Origin of the sequence: Streptomyces cavernicola (genome assembly GCF_029968035.1) — a bacterium.
In the GTDB taxonomy this organism is placed as follows: Bacteria; Actinomycetota; Actinomycetes; order Streptomycetales; family Streptomycetaceae; genus Streptomyces; species Streptomyces cavernicola.
This window is the reverse complement of record NZ_JASCIQ010000034.1, coordinates 50793-76553: the sequence shown is the minus strand read 5'-3', so window position 1 is coordinate 76553 and position 25761 is coordinate 50793. Positions and strand designations below refer to the sequence as shown.

General features: G+C 70.8%; 20 protein-coding genes and 1 pseudogene. 9 read left to right on the top strand and 12 right to left on the bottom strand.

Annotated features, from left to right (window positions below):
* Positions 1-21 precede the first annotated feature (21 nt).
* Positions 22-1023 (top strand): 2-oxoacid:ferredoxin oxidoreductase subunit beta, encoded by a 1002-nt coding sequence (locus tag QIS96_RS27900; protein WP_282545553.1) that lies wholly within the window; start codon positions 22-24, stop codon positions 1021-1023.
* Between the two features lie 68 nt (positions 1024-1091).
* On the opposite strand, the gene QIS96_RS27895 is transcribed toward QIS96_RS27900, so the two are convergent.
* Positions 1092-1475 carry a winged helix-turn-helix transcriptional regulator gene (locus QIS96_RS27895; protein ID WP_282545530.1) on the bottom strand — a complete coding sequence of 128 codons (384 nt, stop codon included), beginning with the start codon at positions 1473-1475 and terminating at the stop codon, positions 1092-1094.
* A gap of 103 nt (positions 1476-1578) precedes the next feature.
* Between QIS96_RS27895 and QIS96_RS27890 the strand changes: the two genes are divergently transcribed.
* Positions 1579-2439, top strand: coding sequence for an SDR family oxidoreductase (locus QIS96_RS27890; RefSeq protein WP_282545529.1), 861 nt, complete (start codon positions 1579-1581; stop codon positions 2437-2439).
* Positions 2440-2617: 178 nt separating this feature from the next.
* Positions 2618-3580, top strand: a complete 963-nt coding sequence (rarD, locus tag QIS96_RS27885; protein ID WP_282545528.1) for an EamA family transporter RarD — start codon at positions 2618-2620, stop codon at positions 3578-3580.
* Between the two features lie 20 nt (positions 3581-3600).
* Here the strand turns inward: rarD and QIS96_RS27880 are convergent, their stop codons facing one another.
* The gene (locus tag QIS96_RS27880) at positions 3601-4155 is read right to left on the bottom strand and encodes a CGNR zinc finger domain-containing protein (protein ID WP_282545527.1); all 555 of its coding nucleotides are present in this window, start codon (positions 4153-4155) and stop codon (positions 3601-3603) included.
* A 100-nt stretch (positions 4156-4255) separates the two neighbouring features.
* Here QIS96_RS27880 and QIS96_RS27875 point away from each other — a divergent pair, with 100 nt between their 5' ends.
* The 3 genes and pseudogenes from QIS96_RS27875 to QIS96_RS27865 all read left to right on the top strand — a co-directional run.
* On the top strand, positions 4256-5734 hold the full coding sequence (locus QIS96_RS27875) for a hypothetical protein (RefSeq protein WP_282545526.1): 1479 nt from the start codon (positions 4256-4258) through the stop codon (positions 5732-5734).
* 70 nt (positions 5735-5804) lie between these two features.
* Positions 5805-6254: a VOC family protein gene (locus QIS96_RS27870; protein ID WP_282545525.1), complete on the top strand. Its 450-nt coding sequence runs from the start codon at positions 5805-5807 to the stop codon at positions 6252-6254.
* Positions 6255-6493: 239 nt separating this feature from the next.
* Positions 6494-7441 (top strand): annotated as a pseudogene (locus QIS96_RS27865) (M28 family metallopeptidase); the annotation flags it as partial.
* Between the two features lie 126 nt (positions 7442-7567).
* On the opposite strand, the gene QIS96_RS27860 reads toward QIS96_RS27865, so the two are convergent.
* Together QIS96_RS27860 and QIS96_RS27855 are read right to left on the bottom strand one after the other, a co-directional pair.
* Positions 7568-8812, bottom strand: a complete 1245-nt coding sequence (locus QIS96_RS27860; RefSeq protein WP_282545524.1) for a LolA family protein — start codon at positions 8810-8812, stop codon at positions 7568-7570.
* A 218-nt stretch (positions 8813-9030) separates the two neighbouring features.
* Positions 9031-10041 (bottom strand): polyprenyl synthetase family protein, encoded by a 1011-nt coding sequence (locus QIS96_RS27855; RefSeq protein WP_282545523.1) that lies wholly within the window; start codon positions 10039-10041, stop codon positions 9031-9033.
* A gap of 376 nt (positions 10042-10417) precedes the next feature.
* Between QIS96_RS27855 and QIS96_RS27850 the strand changes: the two genes are divergently transcribed.
* Positions 10418-11917, top strand: coding sequence for a peptide MFS transporter (locus QIS96_RS27850; RefSeq protein WP_282545522.1), 1500 nt, complete (start codon positions 10418-10420; stop codon positions 11915-11917).
* 60 nt (positions 11918-11977) lie between these two features.
* Positions 11978-14071, top strand: coding sequence for a CocE/NonD family hydrolase (locus QIS96_RS27845; RefSeq protein WP_282545521.1), 2094 nt, complete (start codon positions 11978-11980; stop codon positions 14069-14071).
* 326 nt (positions 14072-14397) lie between these two features.
* On the opposite strand, the gene QIS96_RS27840 is transcribed toward QIS96_RS27845, so the two are convergent.
* On the bottom strand, positions 14398-15204 hold the full coding sequence (locus tag QIS96_RS27840; RefSeq protein WP_282545520.1) for an HAD family hydrolase: 807 nt from the start codon (positions 15202-15204) through the stop codon (positions 14398-14400).
* Positions 15205-15339: 135 nt separating this feature from the next.
* Between QIS96_RS27840 and fahA the strand changes: the two genes are divergently transcribed.
* Positions 15340-16584, top strand: coding sequence for a fumarylacetoacetase (fahA, locus tag QIS96_RS27835; protein WP_282545519.1), 1245 nt, complete (start codon positions 15340-15342; stop codon positions 16582-16584).
* A 105-nt stretch (positions 16585-16689) separates the two neighbouring features.
* Here fahA and recQ read toward each other — a convergent pair whose 3' ends face one another.
* The 7 genes from recQ to nuoI all read right to left on the bottom strand — a co-directional run bounded on the left by recQ (position 16690) and on the right by nuoI (position 25761).
* The gene (gene recQ, locus QIS96_RS27830) at positions 16690-18609 is read right to left on the bottom strand and encodes a DNA helicase RecQ (protein ID WP_408907269.1); all 1920 of its coding nucleotides are present in this window, start codon (positions 18607-18609) and stop codon (positions 16690-16692) included.
* Between the two features lie 178 nt (positions 18610-18787).
* Positions 18788-20434, bottom strand: coding sequence for an NADH-quinone oxidoreductase subunit NuoN (nuoN, locus tag QIS96_RS27825; RefSeq protein ID WP_282545518.1), 1647 nt, complete (start codon positions 20432-20434; stop codon positions 18788-18790).
* Positions 20431-22002, bottom strand: a complete 1572-nt coding sequence (locus QIS96_RS27820) for an NADH-quinone oxidoreductase subunit M (protein WP_282545517.1) — start codon at positions 22000-22002, stop codon at positions 20431-20433. Before QIS96_RS27820 ends, nuoN begins: the two co-directional genes overlap by 4 nt.
* Before the next feature lie 5 nt (positions 22003-22007).
* Positions 22008-23906, bottom strand: coding sequence for an NADH-quinone oxidoreductase subunit L (gene nuoL, locus QIS96_RS27815; RefSeq protein ID WP_282545516.1), 1899 nt, complete (start codon positions 23904-23906; stop codon positions 22008-22010).
* Positions 23907-23921: 15 nt separating this feature from the next.
* Entirely contained in the window at positions 23922-24221 is a 300-nt protein-coding gene (gene nuoK, locus QIS96_RS27810; RefSeq protein WP_282545515.1) for an NADH-quinone oxidoreductase subunit NuoK, read from the bottom strand.
* On the bottom strand, positions 24218-25072 hold the full coding sequence (locus tag QIS96_RS27805; RefSeq protein ID WP_282545514.1) for an NADH-quinone oxidoreductase subunit J: 855 nt from the start codon (positions 25070-25072) through the stop codon (positions 24218-24220). Before QIS96_RS27805 ends, nuoK begins: the two co-directional genes overlap by 4 nt.
* Positions 25069-25761 (bottom strand): NADH-quinone oxidoreductase subunit NuoI, encoded by a 693-nt coding sequence (gene nuoI, locus QIS96_RS27800; protein WP_282545551.1) that lies wholly within the window; start codon positions 25759-25761, stop codon positions 25069-25071. Before nuoI ends, QIS96_RS27805 begins: the two co-directional genes overlap by 4 nt.

Below are 25761 nucleotides of genomic sequence, written 5' to 3'. Positions count from 1 at the left end.
AAGGCCGAAGCCAAGCAGTCCATGAAGGACTTCAAGTCCGATCAGGAAGTGCGCTGGTGCCCGGGGTGCGGTGACTACGCGATCCTGGCCGCCGTGCAGGGCTTCATGCCCGAGCTCGGCCTCGCCCGCGAGAACATCGTCTTCGTCTCCGGCATCGGCTGCTCCAGCCGCTTCCCGTACTACATGAACACCTACGGGATGCACTCGATCCACGGCCGCGCCCCCGCCATCGCGACCGGCCTCGCCTCCTCCCGGCGGGACCTGTCGGTCTGGGTCGTCACCGGTGACGGCGACGCCCTGTCCATCGGCGGCAACCACCTCATCCACGCGCTGCGCCGCAACGTGAACCTGAAGATCCTGCTGTTCAACAACCGGATCTACGGCCTCACCAAGGGCCAGTACTCCCCGACCTCCGAGGTCGGCAAGATCACCAAGTCCACGCCGATGGGCTCCCTGGACGCGCCCTTCAACCCCGTCTCCCTCGCCCTCGGCGCGGAGGCGAGCTTCGTGGCCAGGACCGTGGACTCCGACCGCAAGCACCTCACCGACGTGCTTCGCCAGGCCGCCGCCCACGACGGCACCGCCCTCGTCGAGATCTACCAGAACTGCAACATCTTCAACGACGGCGCCTTCGAGGTGCTGAAGGACAAGCAGCAGGCCGAGGAAGCGGTGATCCGGCTCGAGCACGGGCAGCCGATCACCTTCGGGACCGACGGCGCCAAGGGCGTCGTACGGGACGCGGCCACCGGGGACCTGCGGGTCGTGGACGTCACCGAGGAGAACCGGGCGCAGATCCTGGTCCACGACGTGCACTCCGCGTCCCCGACCACCGCGTTCGCCCTGTCCCGCCTCGCCGACCCGGACACCCTGCACCACACGCCGATCGGCGTGTTCCGCTCCGCACAACGGCCCGTCTACGACACCCAGATGTCCGAGCAGCTCGACGCGGCCATAGAGCAGAACGGCAAGGGAGACCTCTCCGCCCTGCTCGCCGGCAACGACACCTGGACCGTCGTCGGCTGATCGCCTGACCGCTGATCGCCCGACCGCTGATCGCGTGACCGCGAGGCCCGGACTGAGGACTGAACCCCTCAGGTCCGGGCCTCGTCGTATTTCTCGCGGTTCTTGAGGACCTGCTCCGTGCGCCGCTCGGTCCACCGGCCGAGCGCCGCGACCTGCGCGGCCGCCTCCTCGCCGAGCTCCGTCAGGGAGTAGTCGACGCGCGGCGGGATCACCGGCTGGGCGTCGCGCAGCACGAAACCGTCACGCTCCAGCGTCTGCAGGGTCTGGGCCAGCATCTTCTCGCTCACCCCGCCGACGTGCCGGCGCAGTTCGCTGAAGCGGTACGAGCGCTCCTTCAGCGCGATCAGGATCAGCACGCCCCAGCGGCTCGTGACGTGTTCGAGGACTCCGCGCGAGGGGCACATCGGGGCGTTGACGTCCATCTTCATGCCCGGCTGCCAGCTAACTTCCATGCCAGTACCTTACTTCAAAGTGGGTACTTCCCCTTGGTTAGTGCCCAGCTTACGGTGGGGTCATCCCCCTGAACAAGGCATCGCCCCCACCAAGGAGCCCCTCATGATCGTCGTCACCGGAGCCACCGGACAGCTCGGCCGCCTCGTCGTGGAGCAGCTGCTCGACGCCCAGGTCCCGGCCGAGCGGATCGCCGCCGTCGTACGCGACAAGGACAAGGCCGCCGACCTCGCGGCGCGCGGAATCGAGCTGCGGATCGCGGACTACTCGGCGCCCGAGACCCTCGCCGGTGCGTTCGGCGCGGGCGACCGGGTGCTGCTGATCTCCGGCAGCGAGATCGGGCAGCGGGTGGCGCAGCACCGGGCCGTGATCGACGCGGCGAAGGCGGCGGGCGTCGCGCTGCTCGCGTACACCGGTGTCCTCGGCGGGCCCGCCGCCGACTTCCGCCTCGCCGACGAGCACAAGGAGACCGAGCGGGCGATCCTCGACTCCGGTCTGCCGTACACGTTCCTGCGCAACGGCTGGTACCACGAGAACCACACCGCGCAGCTGGCCCCGGTCGTCGAGCACGGCGCGGTCCTGGCCAACGCGGGCGAGGGCCGGATCGCCTCGGCCGCGCGCGCCGACTACGCCGCGGCGGCCGTCGCCGTGCTGACCGGCGAGGGCCACGAGAACCGGACGTACGAGCTGAGCGGCGACGAGGCGTGGAGCTTCGCGGAGTGGGCGGCCGAGGTGGCGCGGCAGACCGGCAAGGAGATCGCGTACCGGAACGTGCCCGCCGAGCAGCACCTCGCGGTCCTCACCGGCGCGGGGGTGCCCGAGCCGATGGCGGAGATCCTGGTCGATGTGGACGCCGCCGTGGAGCGCGGCCGGCTCGCCGGGCGCAGCGGCGACCTGTCCCGGCTGATCGGCCGCCCCACGACGCCCGTCGCCGAGGCCATCGCCGCCGCGCTGCGGACCGTTTGAGGCGCCGCGGGCCGGCTGGAGGCCCTGCACCGCCGCACCGGCCCGCCTGTCATGACCGTCTGCCGATACGGACATGACAGGCGGGCCTTTCCGGCGCTACCTTCGTGGAGTTGTCGCGACACAGGAGAGTGGCGTCGCGTACGTGGAGGACATCCACGTGGAGCAGAGTGGAGGGGCCTTGAAGCCGTCGGGTGAGGGTCGCGCTGGACTGATATGCGGCTTTGCCGCCTACGGGCTCTGGGGCCTCGTCCCCCTCTTCTGGCCGCTCCTCAAACCGGCCGGCGCCGCGGAGATCCTGGCCCACCGGATGGTGTGGTCCCTGGCGCTCGTCGCGCTCGCCCTGCTCGTCGTGCGGCGCTGGGCGTGGGCGGGCGAGCTGCTGCGGCAGCCCCGCAAGCTGGGCCTCGTGACGGTCGCGGCGGCCGTGATCACCGTCAACTGGGGCCTGTACATCTGGTCGGTGAACAACGGGCACGTCGTCGAGGCCTCGCTCGGCTACTTCATCAACCCGCTCGTCACCATCGCGATGGGCGTGCTGCTCCTGAAGGAACGGCTGCGTCCGCTGCAGTGGACGGCGGTCGGCGTGGGCGCGGCGGCGGTGCTCGTCCTGGCCGTCGGGTACGGGCAGCCGCCGTGGATCTCGCTGACGCTCGCCTTCTCCTTCGCGACGTACGGCCTGGTCAAGAAGAAGGTCAACCTCGGCGGTCTGGAATCGCTCGCCGCGGAGACCGCCATCCAGTTCCTGCCCGCGCTCGGCTATCTGATCTGGCTCGTCACGCGGGGCGAGTCCGACTTCGGGCCGCACGGGGTCGGCCATGCCTCGCTGCTCGCCGCGACCGGTCTGGTGACCGCCGTCCCGCTGATCCTCTTCGGGGCCGCGGCGATCCGTGTGCCCCTCTCCACGCTCGGGCTGCTGCAGTACCTGGCGCCGGTGTTCCAGTTCGTGCTCGGCATCGCGTACTTCCACGAGGCCATGCCGCCCGAGCGGTGGGCGGGCTTCGGCCTGGTGTGGCTGGCGCTCTCGCTGCTCACGTGGGACGCGCTGCGGAATGCTCGGCGGACGCGGGCGGAGGCGGTTCGGCTGGCCGCGGCGCAGGTGGCGAGGGTGACGGAGGAGCCGTCGCCCAAGGCTGCGCTCTGAAAAACCAGCCCCGTCGGGGGCTAGTTCTTGGCTCGGTGGGTTCTCACCTTGTTGCGGTTGCCGCAGCGTTCCATCGAGCACCAGCGGCGGCGGCCCGCTCGTGAGGTGTCGGCGAAGAGCAGTGCGCAGTTGTCGGCCTCGCAGGCCCGGACTCGGTGCGCGTACGGGCCCGTGAACAGTTCGATCGCGTCGCGGGCGACGGTCGAGAGCAGGGCGCTGCCCGTCGCCCCCTCGGCCCACGCGCGTGTGCCGTCCGGCAGCAGGCGGGCGACCAGCGGCGGCGCGGCCGCGGCGGCGTTCAGCACGGCCAGTGGCGCCGGGTCGAGTGCTGCGTCCCCCGCACGTGCCTCGGCAAGGGACCACAGTGCGGCGCGCAGCGCGTACGCGGCCGCCAACTCCTGTTCGTCGACCGTCACTTCGAGGCCCGCGCCGATCCTGGTCTCCGCTGCCCACGCCCCGAGGTCCGCGGGCTCGTGCAGCGACTCGAACTGCGGATAGCGCTCCGCGCCGCCGGTCGGCAGCAGCTCCAGGCAGAGCGCGCCGGGGTCGAAGTGGAAGGAACGGCCGTACATCATGTAACCAGCGTATGCGGTTACGCCCACGGCTGACCTTGCCCTGTCCCCCATACGGACAACTCACCTGATAACGGCGCAAATCCTTCGTTACCGTGAAGCAATGCCGCCTCCGCGCCTCACTGTTCCTCGACGGGCACACCTGGCGCTTCTCGCGGTGTGCGTCGCCTTCGTGCTGCTGCCCGCGCTCCTCGTGCCGCTGAGCCTGCCGCTCGGCTGGGACGAGATCGTCTACGCCGGCCGCTTCGACTCGTACACCCAGGGCCTCGACGTCCCCTTCGAGGCGCCCCGCACCCGGGGTGTGCCCGCGCTGATGGCGCCGGTCGCCGCCTGGTCGGACGACGTGGTGCTGCTGCGGGTGTGGCTGAGCCTGCTCGCGGGGGTCGCGCTCTACGTCGGGTACGCGCCCTGGCTTCGGGTGTTCCGCGCCCGTCCGTACGTCGTGCCGCTGGCCGCGGCGGGGTACGCGAGCCTCTGGTTCACGGTCTTCTACGCCGGCTCCGCGATGCCCAACCACTACGCGGCGATGGGGGCGGCCGCGGCGGTGGGCTGGTTCCTGCGGCTCGGCGAGGTGAACGGCGCACTGCCCGACGCCGGGCGCGCGACGACGTTGCGCGCCTCGGCCGGGCTCGCCTTCGGCCTCGGGCTCACCACGCTGATGCGGCCCAACGACGCCGTCTGGATCGCGGCGCCGCTGATCCTGGCCGTGCTCGTGCACCGGCCGTGGCGGCGGGTGGCCGCGCCGCTCGCGATCGTGGCGGGACTGCTGGCCGGCGGGGTGCCCTGGGTGGTCGAGGCCGAGCTGCGGTTCGGCGGCGTACGGGAACGGCTCGACCTCGCGACGGCCCAACAGGGCGGTCTGCGCCTGCAGTTCAACCTGCCCACCGTGATCCGGTCCGTCGACGGCCCGCTGCTCTGCCGCCCCTGCGCACCGTCCGGCCCCGGTCTGCCGACCACCCTCTGGTGGTACGTCCTGCCGCTCCTGGTGGTCGCCGGGGTGTGGCTCGTGGTGCGGGGGCGGCGCGTCAGAGGTACCCCTGGCGGGCGGGACGAGGTGTCGGTTGCGGCCGTCGTGGTGCCGGTCGTCGTCGGCGGGGCGGCCTCCGTCACCTACCTCTTCCTGCTCGACTACTCCGCGCCCCGCTTCCTCCTCATCACGTACGCGCTCCTCGCGCTGCCCGCCGCGATCACCGTGCAGTCGCTGTGGCGTGCGGCGCGCTCGCGCGGGCGGATCGCCGTCGCCGCACTGGCCCTCGCACTCGTCGGGCATCTCACCGCGCAGCTGGCCCTCGCCCATGTGAACGCCGGCAACCAGGTCGAGGCCCGCGCCGACTGGCGGCTGATCGCGGCGGCGCTGCGCGGGGCCGGGGTCGGCCGGGGCTGCGTCCTGGACGGCAACTCCATGCTGATCCCCGTCGCGTACACGGCGGGCTGCCTCCCCGCGAAGCACCACCCGGGCCGCCCGCCGGACGCCTGGGTGCTGCGCCACGCCGAACCGCCGCGCACGCCCGGGGAGTTGCGAATGATCCCGGTCCACGGCACGTACAACAAGGGCTGGCGGATCGCCGTACCGCAGCAGTGACGGCACTACGGGACGCGGTACGGGGCGTCGCCCTTGCCGCCCCGCTTTCGTAACCGCTATAACCGGTTACATGCCTCTCTCCTGGAAAGTCGTCGTCGACTCCGCCGATCCGCATGCGCAGGCCGACTTCTGGGCCGCCGCGCTCGGTTACACCGTCGAGGACAACAGCAAGCTGATCGAGCAGCTCCTCGGCGCCGGGGCCGTTCCGCCCGCGCTCGTCACCGAGCACCACGGCCGCCACTCCTGGCGCGGCGCGGCGGCGGCACGGCACCCGGAGGACCCGTACGACGAGCTCAGCGGGGCGGGGCTCGGGCGGCGGCTGCTCTTCAACCAGGTGCCGGAGCCGAAGACCGGCAAGAACCGGATCCACCTCGACCTGCACGTCGGCACCGAGCAGCGCGCCGCCGAGGTGGCGCGGCTCGAAGGGCTCGGCGCGAGCATGGTCCGCGCCGTCGACGAGCCCGGCGGCAGCTGGGTCGTCATGACGGACCCCGAGGGGAACGAATTCTGCGTGGCCTGAGGGGAGTTGGGGAACGAGGGCAGTACGGCCCCGGAGAGCGCGGCACGCACCCGTAGCGCCCGTTATGTGGAACGGGCGGACCGGAATTCGCTCTTGACGCCGCGTCAATGTGTGGCCACCATCGGGGCGCACGCATCACGCGCGGCGCGCGTGCGCCATCAGCACCATCCGGTCACGCGCGACCCGTACGTCTCGTACGCACCCCCCACCTGTTCCCGTACGGACTCCGGAGCCCCCACATGAAACTCTCCGCCCCGATACGCACCCTCACCGCGGCAGCCCTTGTCACTTCCGGCCTGCTCGCGATGCCCGCGGCCACCGCGGCGACCACCTCCGAGGAGAGCGCCGCGGCCGCGGCGCCCGACATACCCGTCGCCGACGTCAAGGCGCACCTCGGCGAGCTCCAGAAGATCGCCGAGGCCAACGGCGGCAACCGCGCCCACGGCCAGCCCGGCTACAAGGCGTCCATCGACTACATCAAGGGCAAGCTCGACGCCGCCGGATTCACCACCACCGTCAAGGAGTTCAACTCCGGCGGCGCCACCGGCTACAACCTGGTCGCCGACTGGCCCGGCGGCGACGAGGGCCAGACCCTGATGGCCGGCGCGCACCTCGACAGCGTCGAGTCCGGGCCGGGCATCAACGACAACGGCTCGGGCTCCGCTGCCGTACTGGAGACCGCTCTGGCCGTCTCCCGCGAGCAGCTCAAGCCCGCGAAGCATCTGCGCTTCGCCTGGTGGGGCGCCGAGGAGCAGGGCCTGGTCGGCTCCCGGAACTACGTCAACTCCCTGCCGGACGCGGACCGTTCGAAGATCAGCGGCTACCTCAACTTCGACATGATCGGCTCGCCGAACCCGGGCTACTTCGTGTACGACGACGACCCGGCCATCGAGAAGGTCTTCAAGGACTACTTCGCCGGGCTCGACGTACCCACGGAGATCGAGACCGAGGGCGACGGCCGCTCGGACCACGCCTCGTTCCTGGACGCCGGGATTCCGGTGGGCGGCCTGTTCACCGGGGCCGGGAACACCATGTCGAGCGAGCAGGCGCAGAAGTGGGGCGGCAAGGCCGGCGAGTCCTTCGACGCCTGCTACCACTCGGACTGCGACACCACCGAGAACATCAACGACACGGCGCTCGACCGCAACAGCGACGCCGTCGCGCACGCGATCTGGCAGCTCTCGTCGTAGTCCCGCGGGGGCCCGCGCGGAGCCCGCGGGGGCCTTGCGTTTTTCATGTCACCCTGTGACATCAGAAATCCCGCCCCGCACCGGCCGCCGGGCCGTGCGGGGCGGGATTGCCCCATTCGCCTGCTACTTGGCGGCGTCGGCGGCCTTCACCAGCGTCGCCTTGTCCACCGCGCCGACGTACACCTTGCCGTCGTCCGTCATGAGCGCGTTGACCAGGCGGGTGGAGAACACCGTGCCGGAGCCGAACTTCCCGGTGACCTTGTCGCCGAAGGAGTCGAGCAACTTGCCCGCCTCGGGCGGGAGTTCACCGGACTCGGCGGACGGGACTCCGCCCTTCACGCCGGTGTCGACGACGGCGACGGAGCTCCAGCCCTCGCCGATCACCTTGATATCGCCCTCGGCCCCCTCGCCGCCCGAGTGCCCGCCGAAGGGCAGGCCGCCCTGCGGACCCTTGGGGGCCTTCGGGGCCTGCTTCTCCAGCTCGTCCGCCTCGGTGACCTTCGTGCCCTTGCCGGGCTTGAAGTCAAAGGTGGACGCTGCGGGCTTCGCGAAGTCGACCTTGGTGAAGCCCGCATCGACCACGGCCTTGCCGCCGCTGCTCGGCGTGAGCGTGAACTTGAGCGGCACGCCGTTCTCCGCGTCCACCGCGATCCGGATCGAACCGACCGTGGAACCGGTGCCCTTGGGCTGCACCAGCAGCTGGTAGGCATCGCGCCCGGCGACGCTCGCGGTGCCGTCGACGGTCACGGACGTGGTCACGTCGGCCGCCTTCAGGACCTCGTCGGCGAGCTCCTTCGGCGTGGCCGGCATGCCCTCGGGCCGCTGCTGCCGGTGCTTCTCACCCTTGCCCGCATGCCCGTCCTCGGCGTGGAACGCCTCGTCCGACTTGCTGTCGTACGCCCACACGTCGGCGCCGTTGCGGATGATGCTGTACTCCGCCGCGTCGTCCAGGATCGTCAGCTTCTGCTTGTCCGGGCCGTCGGCGGCGACGCGCAGCGTGTGCGTGCCGGACGCCAGCTCCATCAGCTTCGCGTCCGGCGTCGCGGCCGAACCGCCGTCCTTCTCACCACCCTTGGGCGCGAACGAGGCGGCCGCGTCGCCGAGGGACGGCAGGCCGAGGTCAGTGCTGATCTTCACGTTGCCGGAGACCTGCTCCTGGTCCGACGCGGCGATCTTCTCGATGAGCTGCTGTGCGCTGATCTTCGGCAGCTCCGGGTCGCCGGAGTCCGCGAGCGCCGGGACGAGTCCGATGGTCGCCGCCGCGACGCCGGCCACCGCGGCCGGAACCGCGTAACGCGCCACCTTGCGACGGCCCGTGGGCCGGTCCTCGTCCGCCTCGGTGCGCCGAGCCGATTCGTACGGTGCCATGTGTGCCCTACCTCCGTGTTCGGCGGGGTGCTGTCCCGTCGGGTTCGTGCCCCTGCCCCTCCATACGACCAAAACAGCCGCCCGGAAGCGTCAACCCCGGGGCGCAACCTCACGTACGCCCACGGGATGACATACGGCGGCGGCGCCTCCCCCCGCCCCTTAAGGGCCGGTGCGGGAAAGCGCCGCCGCCGTATGTCCGTTGAGGTCGTCCTCGGGCCTCAGCCCGCGCGGTGCACCACCGCGTCGCACAGCTCCACGAGCGCCGCCTTCGCGTCGCACTCCCGGAGCGGGGCGAGCGTCGCGCGCGCGTCCTCCGCGTACCGGATCGTGTCCCGGCGGGCCTGCTCCAGGGCCGGGTGGGCGCGCAGTCCGGCGAGCGCCTCGGCGTGCCGGGCGTCGTCCGTGAGGTCGCCGTCGAGCAGCTCGCACAGCGCGAGGTCCTCGGGCCTGCCGTGGGCGGCGGCCTGGGCGCGCAGATGCAGGACCGGGAGCGTGGGGATGCCCTCGCGCAGGTCGGTGCCGGGGGTCTTGCCCGACTCGTGCGAGTCGGAGGCGATGTCGAGTACGTCGTCCGCGAGTTGGAAGGCCGTGCCGAGGCGCTCGCCGTACTGCGTGAGGACGTCCACGACCGTCTCGTCGGCGCCGGACATCATCGCGCCGAAGCGGCCCGCGACCGCGATCAGGGAGCCGGTCTTGCCGCTGATCACGTCGAGGTAGTGCTCGACCGGGTCGCGGCCGTCGCGCGGGCCCGCGGTCTCCAGGATCTGGCCGGTGACCAGGCGTTCGAATGCCTCGGCCTGGATCCGGACGGCCTCGGGGCCGAGGTCGGCGAGGATGTGCGAGGCGCGGGCGAAGAGGAAGTCGCCGGTGAGGACGGCCACCGAGTTGCCCCAGCGGGCGTTGGCGCTGGGCACGCCGCGGCGCACGTCGGCCTCGTCCATCACGTCGTCGTGGTACAGCGTCGCCAGGTGCGTCAGCTCCACGACCACCGCGGACGGCACCACTCCGGGTGCGTACGGGTCGCCGAACTGCGCGGCGAGCATCGCGAGCAGCGGCCGGAAGCGCTTGCCTCCCGCGCGCACGAGATGCTGCGCGGCCTCCGTGATGAACGGGACCTCGCTCTTCGTGGCCTCGATGAGGCCCTCCTCGACAGCAGCCAATCCGGCCTGGACATCGGCTTCCAGAGCCTGGTCCCGCACGCTCAGCCCGAACGGCCCGACGACGGTCACGAGGGGTTCTCCTGTCTGCTGACGATCACAAGTCGATTCACGGTCGATCACATGCCCGATGACACGGTTTGTCGATGTGTCGCTGCCATCACTCAAGTCAGCGTATCCGGTCGCGTTTCGATCACTGCGGGCCCCCGCCCGACCAGCACCTGATCCCCGCAGTCTCCTCGCCCCTCACAGCCGCCCCGTCCAGCACGTGAGACCTCCGGCGAATACCGAGCGGGGGCGTTCGGCCGACGGTATGTTCGCGATCAAGCATTCAGGTGTTTTCGGCCAGCTGTCCATTTCCCGTTCAGGATCGTCCCCCAAGGCTTCCGTCCCCCCACGTCCCCCACTCTCCGAAGCCTCCGTCCTCCCACCGCCACGGAGTGCGTCCTTGTCCCGTACCACGCCCCAGGTCACGAACCCCGAACCGCAGCCCGGCGACGACCGGGCCGTCTTCGGACAGCCGCGCGGACTGCTCACGCTCTCGGGCCTGGAGGTCTGGGAGCGCTTCTCGTTCCTCGGCATGCAGGCCATCCTCGTCCTGTACTTCGCCGACTCGGTGGCCCACGAGGGCCTCGGCATGGCCCCCGGAACGGCCGCCTCCGTCTCCGCGGCGTACGGCACGCTCGTCTATCTCGTCTCGGTCGCCGGCGGCTGGCTCGCCGACCGCATCCTCGGCTCGTACCGCGCGGTCCTGTGGGGCGGCGTCCTCATCGCCTGCGGCCACTACTCGATGGCGGTGCCCACCGCGACGATGACATGGGTCGGGCTCGGCCTGATCAGCGCCGGCACCGGACTGCTCAAGCCCAACGTCGCCAACATGGTCGGCAAGCTCTACGGCACCGCGGACGAGCGCCGCGACGCCGGCTTCGCCCTCTACTACATGGGCATCAACATCGGCGCCTTCCTCGGCCCGCTGGTCACCGGCTGGCTCGGCGACCACCAGGGCTGGCACTGGGGCTTCTCCGCCGCCGCCATCGGCATGACGCTCGGCCTCGTCCAGTACGTGGCCGGGCGCCGCCACCTCGCCGGGCGCCGGGCCGCCGCGGAGTACGCCCTTCCGCCGCAGGCCATGCGGCGCGCGGTGCTCCTGATCGTCCTCGGCCTGATCGGCTTCGCGCTGCTCGCGGGCGCGCTCGCCGTCGCCGGCCGGCTCACCATGGAGCGCTTCGTCGACCTGCTCACGCTGATCTCGGTGCTCGCGCCCGTCGCGTACTTCGTGTGGATGTTCCGCAGCCCCCGGGTCACCGCCGAGGAGCGTGGCCGCCTGCGCCCGTACGTCGTGCTGTTCCTGGCCTCGGTCGCCTTCAACTTCATCCTCTTCCAGGCGTACTCGACGATGATGCTGCTCGCGTCGACCAACGCCCGCACCGAGATCCTCGGCTTCCACTTCCCGGCCGGCTGGTACGCCTCCGCGCTCGGCGCCTTCGAGGTGGCGCTCGCTCCGGTCGTCGCCGCGGTCTGGGCGCGGATGGGCCCCAGGCAGCCGCACGCCTCCAGCAAGATCGCCCTCGGCGTGATCCTCGGCGGCCTGTCGTTCCTCCTGATGGTGCTGCCCACCTCCGGGCACGCGAGCGGCTCGTACCAGATGGCCGCCTGGTGGATCGTCGGCTCCTATCTGCTGCTCGGGCTCGGCGACATCCTCCTTGAGACCTCCGGGATGTCGGCCACCACCAAGCTCGCCCCCAAGGCCTTCGCCAGCCAGACCATGGCCCTCTGGTTCCTCTCCCTCGCCCTCGCCAACGGAATCCAGGCGCAGGTCGTGAAGGTCTACGGGGAGGTCTCGAACCCCGTCTACTTCGGCCTCAACGGCGCCGTCGCGATCGTCGTCGGCGTCGCCGTCATCGCCGCGACGCCGTGGCTGCGCCGCACCATGCACCCCGTCCACTGAGCCCTGTTCCGACTCATGCTCTGAGCCCCGAGTGGGGCTTGTCCCCGAGGTTGATCCGCCATGCAGATCCGCACCGAGTTCCCGTACGAGACCACCCGCGAGGACATCCGCATCCCGTTGCCCGACGGGAACCGGCTGTACGCGCGCGTGTGGCGGCCGGTCACCGACGAGCCGGTGCCCGTGCTCCTCGAGTACCTGCCGTACCGCCTCAGCGACTGGACCGCGCCGCGCGACTGGCAGCGCCACCCCTGGTACGCGGGCCACGGCTACGCCTCCGTGCGCGTCGACGTGCGCGGGCACGGCAACTCCGAGGGGCTGCCCGGCGACGAGTACTCGGCGACCGAGCTGGCCGACGGCGTCGCCGTGGTCGAGTGGCTCGCCGCGCAGCCGTGGTGCACGGGCAAGGTCGGCATGTTCGGCATCTCCTGGGGCGGCTTCAACTCCCTGCAGATCGCGGCCCTCGCGCCCGAGCCGCTGAAGGCGATCGTGACGGTCTGCTCGGCGGACGACCGCTACGACAACGACGTTCACTACATGGGCGGTTCGGTCCTCGCCGTCGACATGCACGCCTGGGCCGCGACCATGCTCGCCTTCGTCTGCCGGCCGCCGGACCCGCAGTTCGTCGGCGACGACTGGCGCAAGATGTGGCTGCGCCGCCTGGAGTCCGTCGAGCCGTTCATCCACACCTGGCTGCACCACCAGACCCGGGACGCGTACTGGCAGCACGGCAGCGTCTGCGAGGACTACTCCGCGGTCAAGGCCGCCGTCCTGGCCGTCGGCGGCTGGCACGACCCGTACCGGGACACGGTCCTGCGCCTCGTCGAGCATCTGCCGGGCCCCGCGCGGGGGTTGATCGGCCCGTGGTCCCACCAGTACCCGGACCGGGGCCTGCCGCCGGGCCCCGCGATCGGCTTCCTCCAGGAGACGCTGCGGTGGTGGGACCACTGGTTGAAGGGGGAGCCCGAGCCTTCGGGTTCCGTCGAGGGGGCGGGGCTTTCGGGGTCGGAGATTTCGGGTTCCGCTGCGGGGTCGGGGGCGGGTTCGGGGTCCGGGTCCGGCACTGCGGCCGTCATGGACGAGCCCGCCCTGCGCGCCTGGATCAGCGACTCGCATCCGCCGGCCACCGTCCACCCGGAGCTGCCCGGCCGTTGGGTGGGCGCGGCGCAGTGGCCGTCGCCGCAGGTCATGCCCGTGACGTACGACTTCGGCGGCGAGCCTCGCCCGGTCCGCTCGCCGCAGCACACCGGCCTCGACGCGGGCCGCTACTTCCCCTTCGGCAACGACGCCGACCTGCCGCCCGACCAGCGGGACGAGGACGCGAAGTCGGTGTGCTTCGAGTTCGAGGTGCCCGAGCGGCTCGAGATCCTGGGGCGGGCGCGGGTCAACCTCCGGCTCTCCCTGGGCACTCCGCGCGGGCAGGCCGTCGCCCGCCTCTGCGACGTCGCACCGGACGGCTCGTCCACGCTGGTCACCCGCGGTGCGCTCAACCTGTCGGCACGGCACGGGCGGGACCGGATCGAGCCCTGGCAGCCCGGCACCACACAGCACGTGACCTTCGAACTGAACGGCATCGGGCACGCCTTCCCCACCGGACACCGCATCCGCCTCGCGGTCTCCTCCGCGTACTGGCCGTGGATCTGGCCGCAGCCCGGCTCCGAGGAGGGATTCACCCTCCACCCGACGGGCAGCTCCCTCGAACTCCCGGTCTGGACAGGCGAGTCGGGCGACCCGCTGTCCGTCTGCGCCGAGCCCGAGCAGTCCGAGCCCCTCGGCGTCGTCCAGCCCGAGACCCTTGAGGAGCCGCGCCCGGAGCGCCTCGTCGTCCGCGACGTCGCGCGCGGCGCCTGGCGCCTGGAGGTCGACCCCCGCTACGGCGGCACCCGGATCTACCCGGACGGCCTGGAGTTCAGCGAGGACGCCCTGGAGACGTACGAGATCGACGAGCACGACCCGCTGAGCGCCCGCACCCGCTCCGACTGGTCGATCCGCCTGCACCGCCCCGAACTCGGCTGGGACGCAAAGGTCGAGACCCACTCCACGATCAGCTGCGACGCGGACGGCTTCATCACCACGGACGAAGTGATCTGCCGCGAGGGCGACGAGGTCGTCTTCCACCGAACCTGGAAACAGCGCATCCCCCGCACGGCCGGGTGAGTCCGGAACGCAAGCGCGCCCCGGTGCGACTGGGTTACGCCCACTGACTGGCGCGGCCCGGTTGAGCCCGGGGCCGAGGGCGGCCCCTTTACGCCCGGGACCGGGGACGGGCCCTTTACGCCCGGGACCGGGGACGGGCCCTTTACGCCCGGGACCGGGGACGGGCCCTTTACGCCCGGGGTCGGGGACGGGAGCCGTTGGGGCGCACGCGTGGCGGGGCATGGCCGGGCAACCCGCACAGGCGACTGCGCCCAAGCCCCACCGCACCGCCGGCGTCGCACCCCGCCTCCAGGTCAGACCCGCGGAGCCGGAACCCCCAACACGCGCTAGCCGAAGAGCCGTTCCAGGACCTCCGCCACGCCGTCCTCCTCGTTCGACGACGTGATCTCGTCCGCCACCGCCTTCAACTCCTCGTGGGCGTTGGCCATCGCCACCCCGTAGCCGGACCAGTGGAACATCGGCACGTCGTTGGGCATGTCCCCGAACGTGATCGTGGCCGCAGCCGGGACGCCCGACATCTCGGCGGCCAGGGCCAGACCGGTCGCCTTGGTCACGCCGAGCGGCTGGAGCTCCACGATCCCGGGCCCCGCCATCGTCATCGTGACCAGGCCGGACGTGACCGACCGCGCCACCTCCACCAACTCGTCGTCCCCCAGGGCGGGATGACGCACCAGGACCTTGTTGATCGGCTCGTCCCACAACGCCGCCCGGAGGCCCACCCGGACCGCGGGCAGCGTCGGATGCGACGGCTCGTACCCCGGCTCCATCAGCATCAGGCCGTCCATACCGTCCTGGTTGACGGCAGCGAAGACCTCGCCGACCTCCGCCTCGATCTTGCCGAGGGCCGTCTCCGCGATCTCCCGGTCCAGCGTCAGCGCACTCACGAGCCGGCCCGCCGCCGCGTCGTAGACCTGCGCCCCCTGCCCACAGACGGCGAGCCCGCGGTACTCGATCTCCATCAGCAGATGCCGGACCTGCGGCGCCGGGCGCCCGGTGACCACGATGTGCTGCGCGCCGGCCGCCGAGACCCGCGCGAGCGCGGCCCGCGAGCGCGCGGAGACGGTGTCGCCAGGGCGCAGCAGAGTGCCGTCGAGATCGGTGGCGACAAGCGCGAAGGGGAGTGCGGAGACCATGGCCACAGGATACGGAGCACACCCCACCAGCACCCCTCTTTCCAGGGCATTCTGAACTCTTCAGGCACTGCCGCATGAGCATCCTCCGACGTAACGTGTGATCAACCCGACGCAGGAAAGTGAGGCACGCGACCCATGCCCGAGCAGAGCCCGCTCGACCTCCCCGAGGGCGACCCCTTCGGCCCGCACAACCTTCCGTACGGCGTCTTCTCCCTCCCCGGCTCCCCCGACGGCGGCGAGACCCGCAGGGTCGGCGTCCGCCTCGGCGCCCATGTGCTCGACGCCGGCGCCGCCGCGCACGCCCTGGGCTCTCCCTACGCCTCGCTGCTCGCCCAGCCGACGCTGAACCCGCTGCTCGCGGCCGGCCCGCAGACCTGGAGCGACGTGCGCCGCGCGCTCACGGCCTGGGTGACGGTGCCCGCCCACCGCGAGGCGGTGCGGCCGCTCTTCCACTCCCTGGCGGACGTCACTTTGCACCTGCCGTTCGACGTCGCGGACTACGTCGACTTCTACGCCAGCGAGCACCACGCCACGAACCTCGGCCGGCTCTTCCGCCCCGACTCCGAGCCGCTGCTTCCCAACTGGAAGCACCTGCCGGTCGGTTACCACGGCCGGGCCGGCACCGTCGTGGTCTCCGGCACGGACGTGATCCGCCCCAGCGGCCAGCGCAAGGCCCCCTCGGCCACCGAGCCCACCTTCGGTCCGTCCGCCAAGCTCGACATCGAGGCCGAGGTCGGCTTCGTCGTGGGCGCGCCCTCCGAACTCGGCAGCGCCGTGCCGCTCTCCTCCTTCCGCGACCACGTCTTCGGCCTGTGCCTGCTCAACGACTGGTCCGCTCGGGACATCCAGCCCTGGGAGTACGTCCCCCTCGGCCCGTTCGTCGCGAAGTCCTTCGCCACGTCCGTCTCCGCCTGGATCACCCCCCTCGAAGCCCTGGACCACGCCCGCGTCGCGCCGCCCGCCCGCGACGTGGCGGTACTGCCGTATCTGGACGACTCCGCGGAGGACGAGCCCGGCGGCTACGACCTGCGGATCACCGTCTCCCTCAACGGCGAGGTCATCTCCGAGCCGCCGTTCGCCGGGATGTACTGGACGGGCGCCCAGATGCTCACCCACATGACCGTCGGCGGGGCCTCCCTGCGCCCCGGCGACCTCTACGGCTCGGGCACCATCAGCGGGCCCGAGCCCCACATGCGCGGCTCCCTGATCGAGCTGACCTGGAACGGCGCCGAACCGCTCGAACTCCCCACCGGCAAGCGGACGTTCCTCGAGGACGGCGACGAGATCACCCTGACCGCCTGGGCCCCCGGCCCGGACGGCATCCGCGTCGGCCTCGGCGAGGTGACCGGCCGCATCGCCCCGGCCCGCACCACGGACTGACCGCACACGGGCTGCCCGCGCCCCGCAGCCGGTAGGCCGCACCACCGCCGCCGGGGCCGTCCGGTGGGCCGGACCGTCACACGGCGGGCCGGCCCACCGCCGCGCTCACCCCTCGAAGCCCTCCAGGACGCCGAGCACGCCCTCGCCCCACGTGGCCAGCTTCTTCTCGCCCACTCCCCCGATGGCGCCGAGCTCCGTCACCGAGGCCGGGCGGGCCAGGGCGATCTCACGCAGCGTCGCATCGTGGAAGATCACATACGCGGGCACGCCCTGCTCCCTGGCCTGCTCGGCCCGCCAGGCACGCAGCGCCTCGAACAGCGGCAGCGCCTCCTCCGGCAGGTCGACCGGGGGCTTGCTCTTCCGCTCGCCCTTGGCCCCGCCAGACGAGCCACGCGAGGAGGACTTCTTGGGCTCCTTGCGCAGCAGCACCTCACGCTGTCTGCCGAGCACCGCCCCGCTCTCCTCGGTGAGCACCAGCGTGCTGAACTCCCCCTCGACCGCGAGCAGCCCCTGGGCGAGCAACTGCCGCACCACGCCCCGCCATTCGGCCTCCGACTTCTCCGCTCCGATGCCGAAGACCGACAGCTGATCGTGGTCGAAGCGGATCACCTTGGCGGTCCTGCGGCCAAGGAGGATGTCGACGATCTGGCCCACACCGAACTTCTGCCGCCGCTCCCGGTCCAGGCGCACCACCGTCGAGAGCACCATCTGCGCCTCGACCGTGCCGTCCCAGGTCTCCGGCGCCGTCAGGCACGTGTCGCAGTTGCCGCAGCCCTCGCCGCCGGCCTCCTGGCCGAAGTACGTGAGAAGTTGGGCCCGCCGGCACTGCACCGTCTCGCAGAGCGCGAGCATCGAGTCCAGATGGGCAGCCGCGCGGCGCCGGAACGCCTCGTCGCCCTCGCCGGACTGGATGAGCTTGCGCTGCTGCACCACGTCGTTCAGTCCGTACGCCATCCAGGCCGTGGAGGGCTGTCCGTCACGGCCCGCGCGGCCCGTCTCCTGGTAGTACCCCTCCACCGACTTGGGCAGGTCGAGGTGGGCGACGAAGCGTACGTCCGGCTTGTCGATGCCCATGCCGAACGCGATGGTCGCCACCACCACCAGGCCCTCCTCGCGCAGGAAGCGGGCCTGGTGCCGGGCGCGCGTGCCCGCGTCGAGCCCCGCGTGGTACGGCACCGCCTCGATGCCGTTGCGGCAGAGGAACTCCGCTGTCTTCTCCACGGAGTTGCGCGAGAGGCAGTAGACGATGCCCGCGTCCCCCTCGTGCTCCTCGCGCAGGAAGCGGAGAAGCTGCTTCTTCGGCTCGTCCTTCGCCACGATGCGGTACTGGATGTTGGGCCGGTCGAAGCTGGCCTCGAAGTGGCGGGCGTTCGGCATGGCGAGACGCTCGGTGATCTCGCGGTGGGTGGCCCGCGTCGCCGTCGCCGTCAGGGCGATCCGGGGGACCTCCGGCCAGCGCTGGCCGAGCAGCGAGAGCGAGAGATAGTCGGGCCGGAAGTCGTGGCCCCACTGAGCCACGCAGTGCGCCTCGTCGATGGCGAAGACGGAGATTTTGGCGCGCCCGATCAGGTCGAGCGTGGAGTCCAGGCGCAGCCGCTCCGGCGCCAGATAGAGCAGGTCCAGCTCACCGGCGAGCAGCTCGGCCTCGACCAGGCGGCGCTCCTCGAAGTCCTGCGTGGAGTTGATGAACCCGGCCCGCACGCCCAGGGCGCGCAGCGCGTCCACTTGGTCCTGCATCAGGGCGATCAGCGGCGAGACCACGACCCCGGTGCCGGGCCTGACCAGGGCCGGAATCTGGTAGCAGAGCGACTTGCCGCCACCCGTGGGCATGAGCACGACGGCGTCCCCGCCCGCGACGACATGCTCGATGATCGCTTCCTGCTCGCCGCGGAAGCTGTCGTACCCGAAGACGCGGTGGAGCGCGCTCAAGGCGTCGCTCCGCGTCACGTCCGTCTCGCTCCGCGTCGCTTCCGCCTCGGTCCGGCCTTGATCCCCGGCCACGTCCATCACCACAGTCCCGTTCATCGTCCATCCCCCCGCACGCCGTCTTCGACCACGACAGCCACGATAGGCCGCCCGACCGACAGTCCAGAAAAGTTATCCACAGGCTGGGGGTGCCGGTAGGAAAAGTCGGTGCCCGGTCCCTCCGAAGAGGTACCGGGCACCGGACCGCGGAGCCTCCGCGCAGCGCGCGGACATCGGCTCAGCGCACGAAGACCCCCGCCTGACCCGCCAGGTCGAGGAAGTACTGCGGGGCCACGCCGAGCACCAGCGTGACCGCCACGCCCACGCCGATCGCCGTCATCGTCAGCGGCGAGGGCACCGCGACCGTCGGCCCCTCGGCCTTCGGCTCGCTGAAGAACATGAGCACGATCACGCGGATGTAGAAGAACGCCGCGATCGCCGAGGAGATCACGCCGATCACGACGAGCGCGCCCGCCCCGCCCTCGGCCGCCGCCTTGAACACCGCGAACTTGCCGGAGAACCCGGAGGTCAGCGGGATGCCGGCGAAGGCGAGCAGGAACACCGCGAAGACCGCGGCGACCAGCGGCGAACGCCGCCCGAGACCGGCCCACTTGGACAGGTGCGTGGCCTCGCCGCCGGCGTCCCGCACCAGCGTGACCACCGCGAAGGCGCCGACCGTCACGAAGGAGTAGGCGCCGAGGTAGAACAGCACCGACGAGATGCCGCTCGGCGTCGCCGCGACCACACCGGCGAGGAGGAAGCCCGCGTGCGCGATCGAGGAGTACGCGAGGAGCCGCTTGATGTCGGTCTGCGTGATCGCGACGATCGCGCCGATCAGCATCGTGACGATCGCGACGCCCCACATCACCGGCCGCCAGTCCCAGCGAAGGCCGGGCAGCACCACGTACAGCAGCCGGAGCAGCGCGCCGAACGCCGCGACCTTGGTGGCCGCCGCCATGAAGCCGGTGACCGGGGTCGGAGCGCCCTGGTAGACGTCCGGGGTCCACATGTGGAAGGGGACGGCGCCGACCTTGAAGAGCAGGCCCATGAGGATCATGGCGCCGCCGACGAGGAGCAGCGCGTCGTTCCCCATGGTGTCGGCGAGGGCCGGGTCGATGTTCTGCACGGTGCCGTCGACGACGTCGGCGATCCCCGCGTACGTGACGGTGCCCGCGTACCCGTAGACCAGGGCGACGCCGAAGAGCAGGAACGCCGACGAGAAGGCGCCGAGCAGGAAGTACTTGACCGCGGCCTCCTGCGACATGAGGCGCTTGCGGCGAGCCAGGGCGCACAGCAGGTACAGCGGGAGCGAGAACACCTCGAGGGCGATGAACAGCGTCAACAGGTCGTTCGCCGCGGGGAAGACGAGCATGCCGCCGATGGCGAACAGCGCGAGCGGGAACACCTCGGTGGTGGTGAACCCGGCCTTGATCGCGGCCTTCTCGCTGTCGCTGCCCGGCACCGAAGCGGCCTGCGCCGCGAAGGAGTCGACCCGGTTTCCGTGCGCCTCGGGATCGAGGCGGCGCTCGGCGAAGGTGAAGACCGCGACGAGGCCGGTGAGCAGGATCGTGCCCTGCAGGAACAGGGCCGGTCCGTCGACGGCGATCGCGCCCATGGCGACGATCTGCGCCTCCGAGGAGGCGTGGCCGCCGGCCGCGAGCCCGATGACCGCGGCGAACGCGGACACCAGGGCGACCACGGTCACGAACATCTGCGCGTAGTAGCGGGCTTTCCGGCCGACGAAGGCTTCGACGAGGATGCCCACGACGGCCGCGCCGATCACGATCAGCGTCGGCATGAGCTGGGCGTACTCGATGGTCGGGGCGTCGATCTTGTCGATCGGCGCCGCCGTTGTCCACAGGCTGTGGACGGCTGATGCGCTCACTTGGCCGCCTCCACCTCGGGCTTGGGGTCCTTCTTCTGTACGTCGGACAAGGTGTGGCCGACCGCCGGGTTCACCAGGTCGGTGACCGGCTTCGGGTAGACACCGAGGAAGATCAGCAGGGCGATCAGCGGTGCGACGACGACGAGTTCACGCACGCGCAGATCCGGCATCTTGGCGACTTCGAGCTTGACCGGGCCCGTCATCGTCCGCTGGTAGAGGACGAGGGTGTAGAGCGCGGCGAGGACGATGCCGAAGGTGGCGATGATGCCGATCACCGGGTAGCGCGCGAACGTGCCGACCAGGACCAGGAATTCACTCACGAACGGCGCGAGCCCCGGCAGCGAGAGCGTGGCGAGCGAGCCCACCAGGAACGTCCCGGCGAGCACCGGGGCCACCTTCTGCACACCGCCGAAGTCCGCGATGAGCCGCGAGCCGCGCCGGGAGATCAGGAACCCGGCGACGAGCATCAACGCGGCAGTGGAGATGCCGTGGTTGACCATGTAGAGCGTCGCGCCGCTCTGGCCCTGCGAGGTCATCGCGAAGATGCCCATGATGATGAAGCCGAAGTGCGAGATCGACGCGTACGCGATCAGGCGCTTGATGTCGCGCTGGCCGACGGCGAGCAGCGCGCCGTAGACGATCGAGATCAGCGCGAGCACCAGGATCGCGGGAGTCGCCCACTTCGAGGCTTCGGGGAAGAGGCCGAGGCAGAAGCGGAGCATCGCGAACGTGCCGACCTTGTCGACGACCGCGGTGATCAGCACGGCGACCGGGGCGGTGGCCTCGCCCATGGCGTTGGGCAGCCAGGTGTGCAGCGGCCACAGCGGCGCCTTCACCGCGAACGCGAAGAAGAAGCCGAGGAAGAGCAGCCGCTCCGTGTTGGTCGCCATGTTCAGCTCGCCGCTCGCACGCGCGGCGGCGATCTCCTGGAGCGAGAAGTTCCCTGCGACCACATAGAGGCCGATGACCGCGGCCAGCATGATCAGGCCGCCGACCAGGTTGTAGAGCAGGAACTTCACGGCCGCGTACGACCGTTGGGCGGCGGCCTTCTCGTCACTGCCGGCGTGGGCGCGGTCTCCGAAGCCGCCGATGAGGAAGTACATCGGGATGAGCATGGCTTCGAAGAGGATGTAGAAGAGGAAGACGTCGGTGGCCTCGAAGGAGAGGACCACCATCGCCTCGACCATCAGGATCAGCGCGAAGAAGCCCTGCGTGGGCCGCCAGCGCTTGCTCCCGGTCTCCTCCGGGTCGGCGTCGTGCCAGCCCGCGAGGATCACGAACGGGATCAGCAGCGCGGTGAGCCCGATGAGGGCGACGCCGATGCCGTCCACGCCCAGTTCGTACCGCACGCCGAAGTCGGCGATCCACGCGTGGGACTCGGTGAGTTGGTAGCGGTCGCCGCCCGGGTCGAAGCGGACGCCGACGACGACCGCGAGGACCAGCGTGGCGAGCGAGAAGAGCAGCGCGAGCCACTTGGCGGCCGAGCGCCGGGCGGCGGGCACGGCGGCGGTGACGATCGCGCCGATCGCCGGCACCGCGGCCGTCGCTGTCAGCAGAGGAAAGGACATCGTGATCAGACCGCCCTCATCAGCAGGGTCGCGGCGATGAGGATCGCCGTACCGCCGAACATCGAGACCGCGTAGGAACGGGCGAAGCCGTTCTGCACCTTGCGCAGCCGGCCGGAGAGTCCGCCGAAGCCCGCCGCCGTGCCGTTGACGGCGCCGTCGACCATGGTGTGGTCGACGTACACGAGGGAGCGGGTGAGGTGCTCGCCGCCGCGGACCAGGACCACATGGTTGAAGTCGTCCTGCAGCAGGTCGCGGCGGGCCGCCCGGGTGAGCAGCGAGCCGCGCGGCGCGGTGACCGGGACTTCCTTGCGCCCGTACATCACGTACGCCAGGGCGGCGCCCAGGAGGAGCACCACGACCGTGGAGGCGGTGATCGCCGGGACGCTGATGACCGGGTGCGGGTGCTCGAACTGCGTGACCGGCTCCAGCCACTTCACGAACGACTCGTTGAGCGAGAAGAGTCCGCCCGCGAAGACCGAGCCGAAGGCGAGGACGATCATCGGGATCGTCATCGACCTGGGCGACTCGTGCGGATGCGGCTCGTTGCCCTCCGCATCCGGCTGCCAGCGCTTCTCGCCGAAGAACGTCATGATCATCACGCGCGTCATGTAGAAGGCCGTGATGCCCGCGCCGAGCAGGGCCACGCCGCCGAAGATCCAGCCGCGGATCCCGTCGTCGTACGCGAACGCCGCCTCGATGATCTTGTCCTTGGACCAGAAGCCGGAGAGGCCGGGGAAGCCGATGATCGCGAGGTAGCCGAGCCCGAACGTCACGAAGGTGACCGGCATGTACTTGCGGAGGCCGCCGTACTTGCGCATGTCGACCTCGTCGTTCATGCCGTGCATGACCGAGCCGGCGCCGAGGAAGAGCCCGGCCTTGAAGAAGCCGTGCGTGACCAGGTGCATGATCGCGAAGGCGTAGCCGATGGGGCCGAGGCCGGCCGCCAGGATCATGTAGCCGATCTGGGACATCGTCGAGCCGGCGAGGGCCTTCTTGATGTCGTCCTTGGCGCAACCGACGATCGCACCGAAGAGGAGCGTGACCGCACCGACGATCACGACCGCCAACTGCGCATCCGGAGCGCCGTTGAAGATCGCGCCGGAGCGGGTGATGAGGTACACGCCCGCGGTGACCATGGTGGCCGCGTGGATCAGGGCCGAGACCGGGGTCGGGCCCTCCATCGCGTCACCGAGCCAGGACTGCAGCGGGACCTGGGCCGACTTGCCGCACGCGGCGAGCAGCAGCATCAGGCCGATCGCGGTGAGCATGCCCTCACTGGTCTCGGAGGTGGACTCCAGGACCGGGCCGAACGCGAACGTGCCGAACGTCGTGAACATCAGCATGATCGCGATGGACAGGCCCATGTCGCCGACGCGGTTGACCAGGAAGGCCTTCTTGGCGGCCGTGGCCGCGCTGGGCTTGTGCTGCCAGAAGCCGATGAGCAGGTACGACGCCAGACCGACGCCCTCCCAACCCACGTACAGGAGCAGGTAGTTGTCGGCGATGACGAGGAGCAGCATCGCCGCGAGGAACAGGTTCAGATAGCCGAAGAAGCGGCGCCTGCGCTCGTCGTGCTCCATGTACCCGATCGAGTAGACGTGGATCAGGGAGCCCACGCCGGTGATCAGGAGCACGAACGTCATCGACAGCTGGTCCAGCTGGAAGGCGACGTCCGCCTGGAATCCCTCGACCGGGATCCAGCTGAACAGCGCCTGGTGCATGGCCCGGTGCTCCGGGTCCTTGCCGAGCATGTCGGTGAAGAGCAGCACGCCGACGGCGAAGGAGACGACCGCGAGCAGCGTGCCGATCCAGTGGCCGCCGCGGTCCAACCGCCGCCCGCCGCACAGCAGTACGGCCGCTCCGAGCAGAGGCGCTGCGACGAGCAGCGCAATCAGGTTCTCCACGATTCTTCCTGCCCCTCAGAGCTTCATCAGGCTGGCGTCGTCGACCGAGGCCGAGTGGCGGGACCGGAACAGGGACACGATGATCGCGAGCCCGACCACGACCTCGGCGGCGGCGACGACCATCGTGAAGAACGCGATGATCTGGCCGTCGAGGTTGCCGTGCATCCGGGAGAAGGTCACCAGCGTGAGGTTGCAGGCGTTGAGCATCAGCTCGATGCACATGAACACCACGATGGCGTTCCGCCTGATCAGCACGCCGGTGGCGCCGATCGCGAACAACAGGGCCGCGAGATACAGGTAGTTGACGGGACTCACTTCGCGGCCTCCTTCTTGCCGCCCGAGGCCGCGTCGTCGGTCGACGACGCGGCGTGGCCGCTCCTGCCGAGCCGTTCGTCGGCGCGCTGCTCCAGGGCCCGCAGGTCACTGAGGGCCTCGCTCGACACGTCACGGATCTGGCCGCGGTCGCGCAGCGTCTTGCTGACCGTGAGCTCCGACGGCGTGCCGTCCGGCAGCAGGCCCGCGATGTCCACGGCGTTGTGGCGCGCGTACACCCCCGGGGCGGGCAGCGGCGGGAGGTGCTTGCCCTCGCGCACGCGCTCCTCGGCGAGCTCGCGCTGGGTCTTGGCGCGCTCGGTGCGCTCGCGGTGCGTGAGCACCATGGCGCCGACGGCGGCCGTGATGAGCAGGGCACCGGTGATCTCGAAGGCGAAGACGTACTTGGTGAAGATCAGGGCCGCCAACCCCTCGACGTTCCCTGCGGAGTTGGCCTGCCCCAGGCCGTTGAACTCCTTCAGGGAGGCGTTCCCGATGCCGCCGACCAGGAGGACCGCGAAACCGAGGCCGCAGAGGAGCGCCAGCCAGCGCTGCCCCTTGATGGTCTCCTTCAGGGAGTCCGCGGCCGTGACACCGACCAGCATGACGACGAAGAGGAACAGCATCATGATCGCGCCGGTGTAGACGACGATCTGCACGATGCCCAGGAAGTAGGCGCCGTTGGCGAGGTAGAAGACCGCCAGGACGATCATGGTGCCGGCCAGGCAGAGCGCGCTGTGCACGGCCTTCTTCATGAAGACGGTGCAGAGAGCGCCGATCACGGCGACGGTGCCGAGGACCCAGAACTGGAAGGCCTCGCCGGTGGACGTGGCGTAGGCGGCGAGCGTGCTCATCGGCCGACCACCTTCTTCGACGCCGGCTCCTCGGGCCCGAAGGTCGACTCCGCCTCCTGCACCGCCTCGCCCTTGGAGTGGGCGACCTGGGGCTCGGTGCCGGGGGCGGCCTCGGTGACCAGACCGCGGTAGTAGTCCTGCTCGTCCATGCCGGGGAAGATCGCGTGTGGGCTGTCGACCATGCCCTCCTCCAGGCCGGCGAGCAGCTGCTCCTTGGTGTAGATCAGGTTCTCCCGGCTGGAGTCGGCCAGTTCGAACTCGTTGGTCATCGTGAGCGCGCGCGTGGGGCACGCCTCGATGCACAGGCCGCAGAGGATGCAGCGGGCGTAGTTGATCTGGTACACCCGCCCGTACCGCTCGCCCGGGGAGTAGCGCTCCTCGTCGGTGTTGTCCGCGCCCTCGACGTAGATCGCGTCGGCCGGGCAGGCCCAGGCGCACAGCTCGCAGCCGACGCACTTCTCCAGGCCGTCCGGGTGCCGGTTGAGCTGGTGACGGCCGTGGAAGCGCGGGGCTGTGACCTTCTTCTGCTCCGGGTACTGCTCGGTCAGCCGCTTCTTGAACATGGCCTTGAAGGTCACGCCGAAGCCGGCCACGGGGTTGTGGAACCCCTGCGCCGTGTCCTTGCCCTCGCCCGATCCGGCGGGCGCGCCGGACGCGGGCGACTTCTCGGAAGGGTTGTTCCTGGAGAT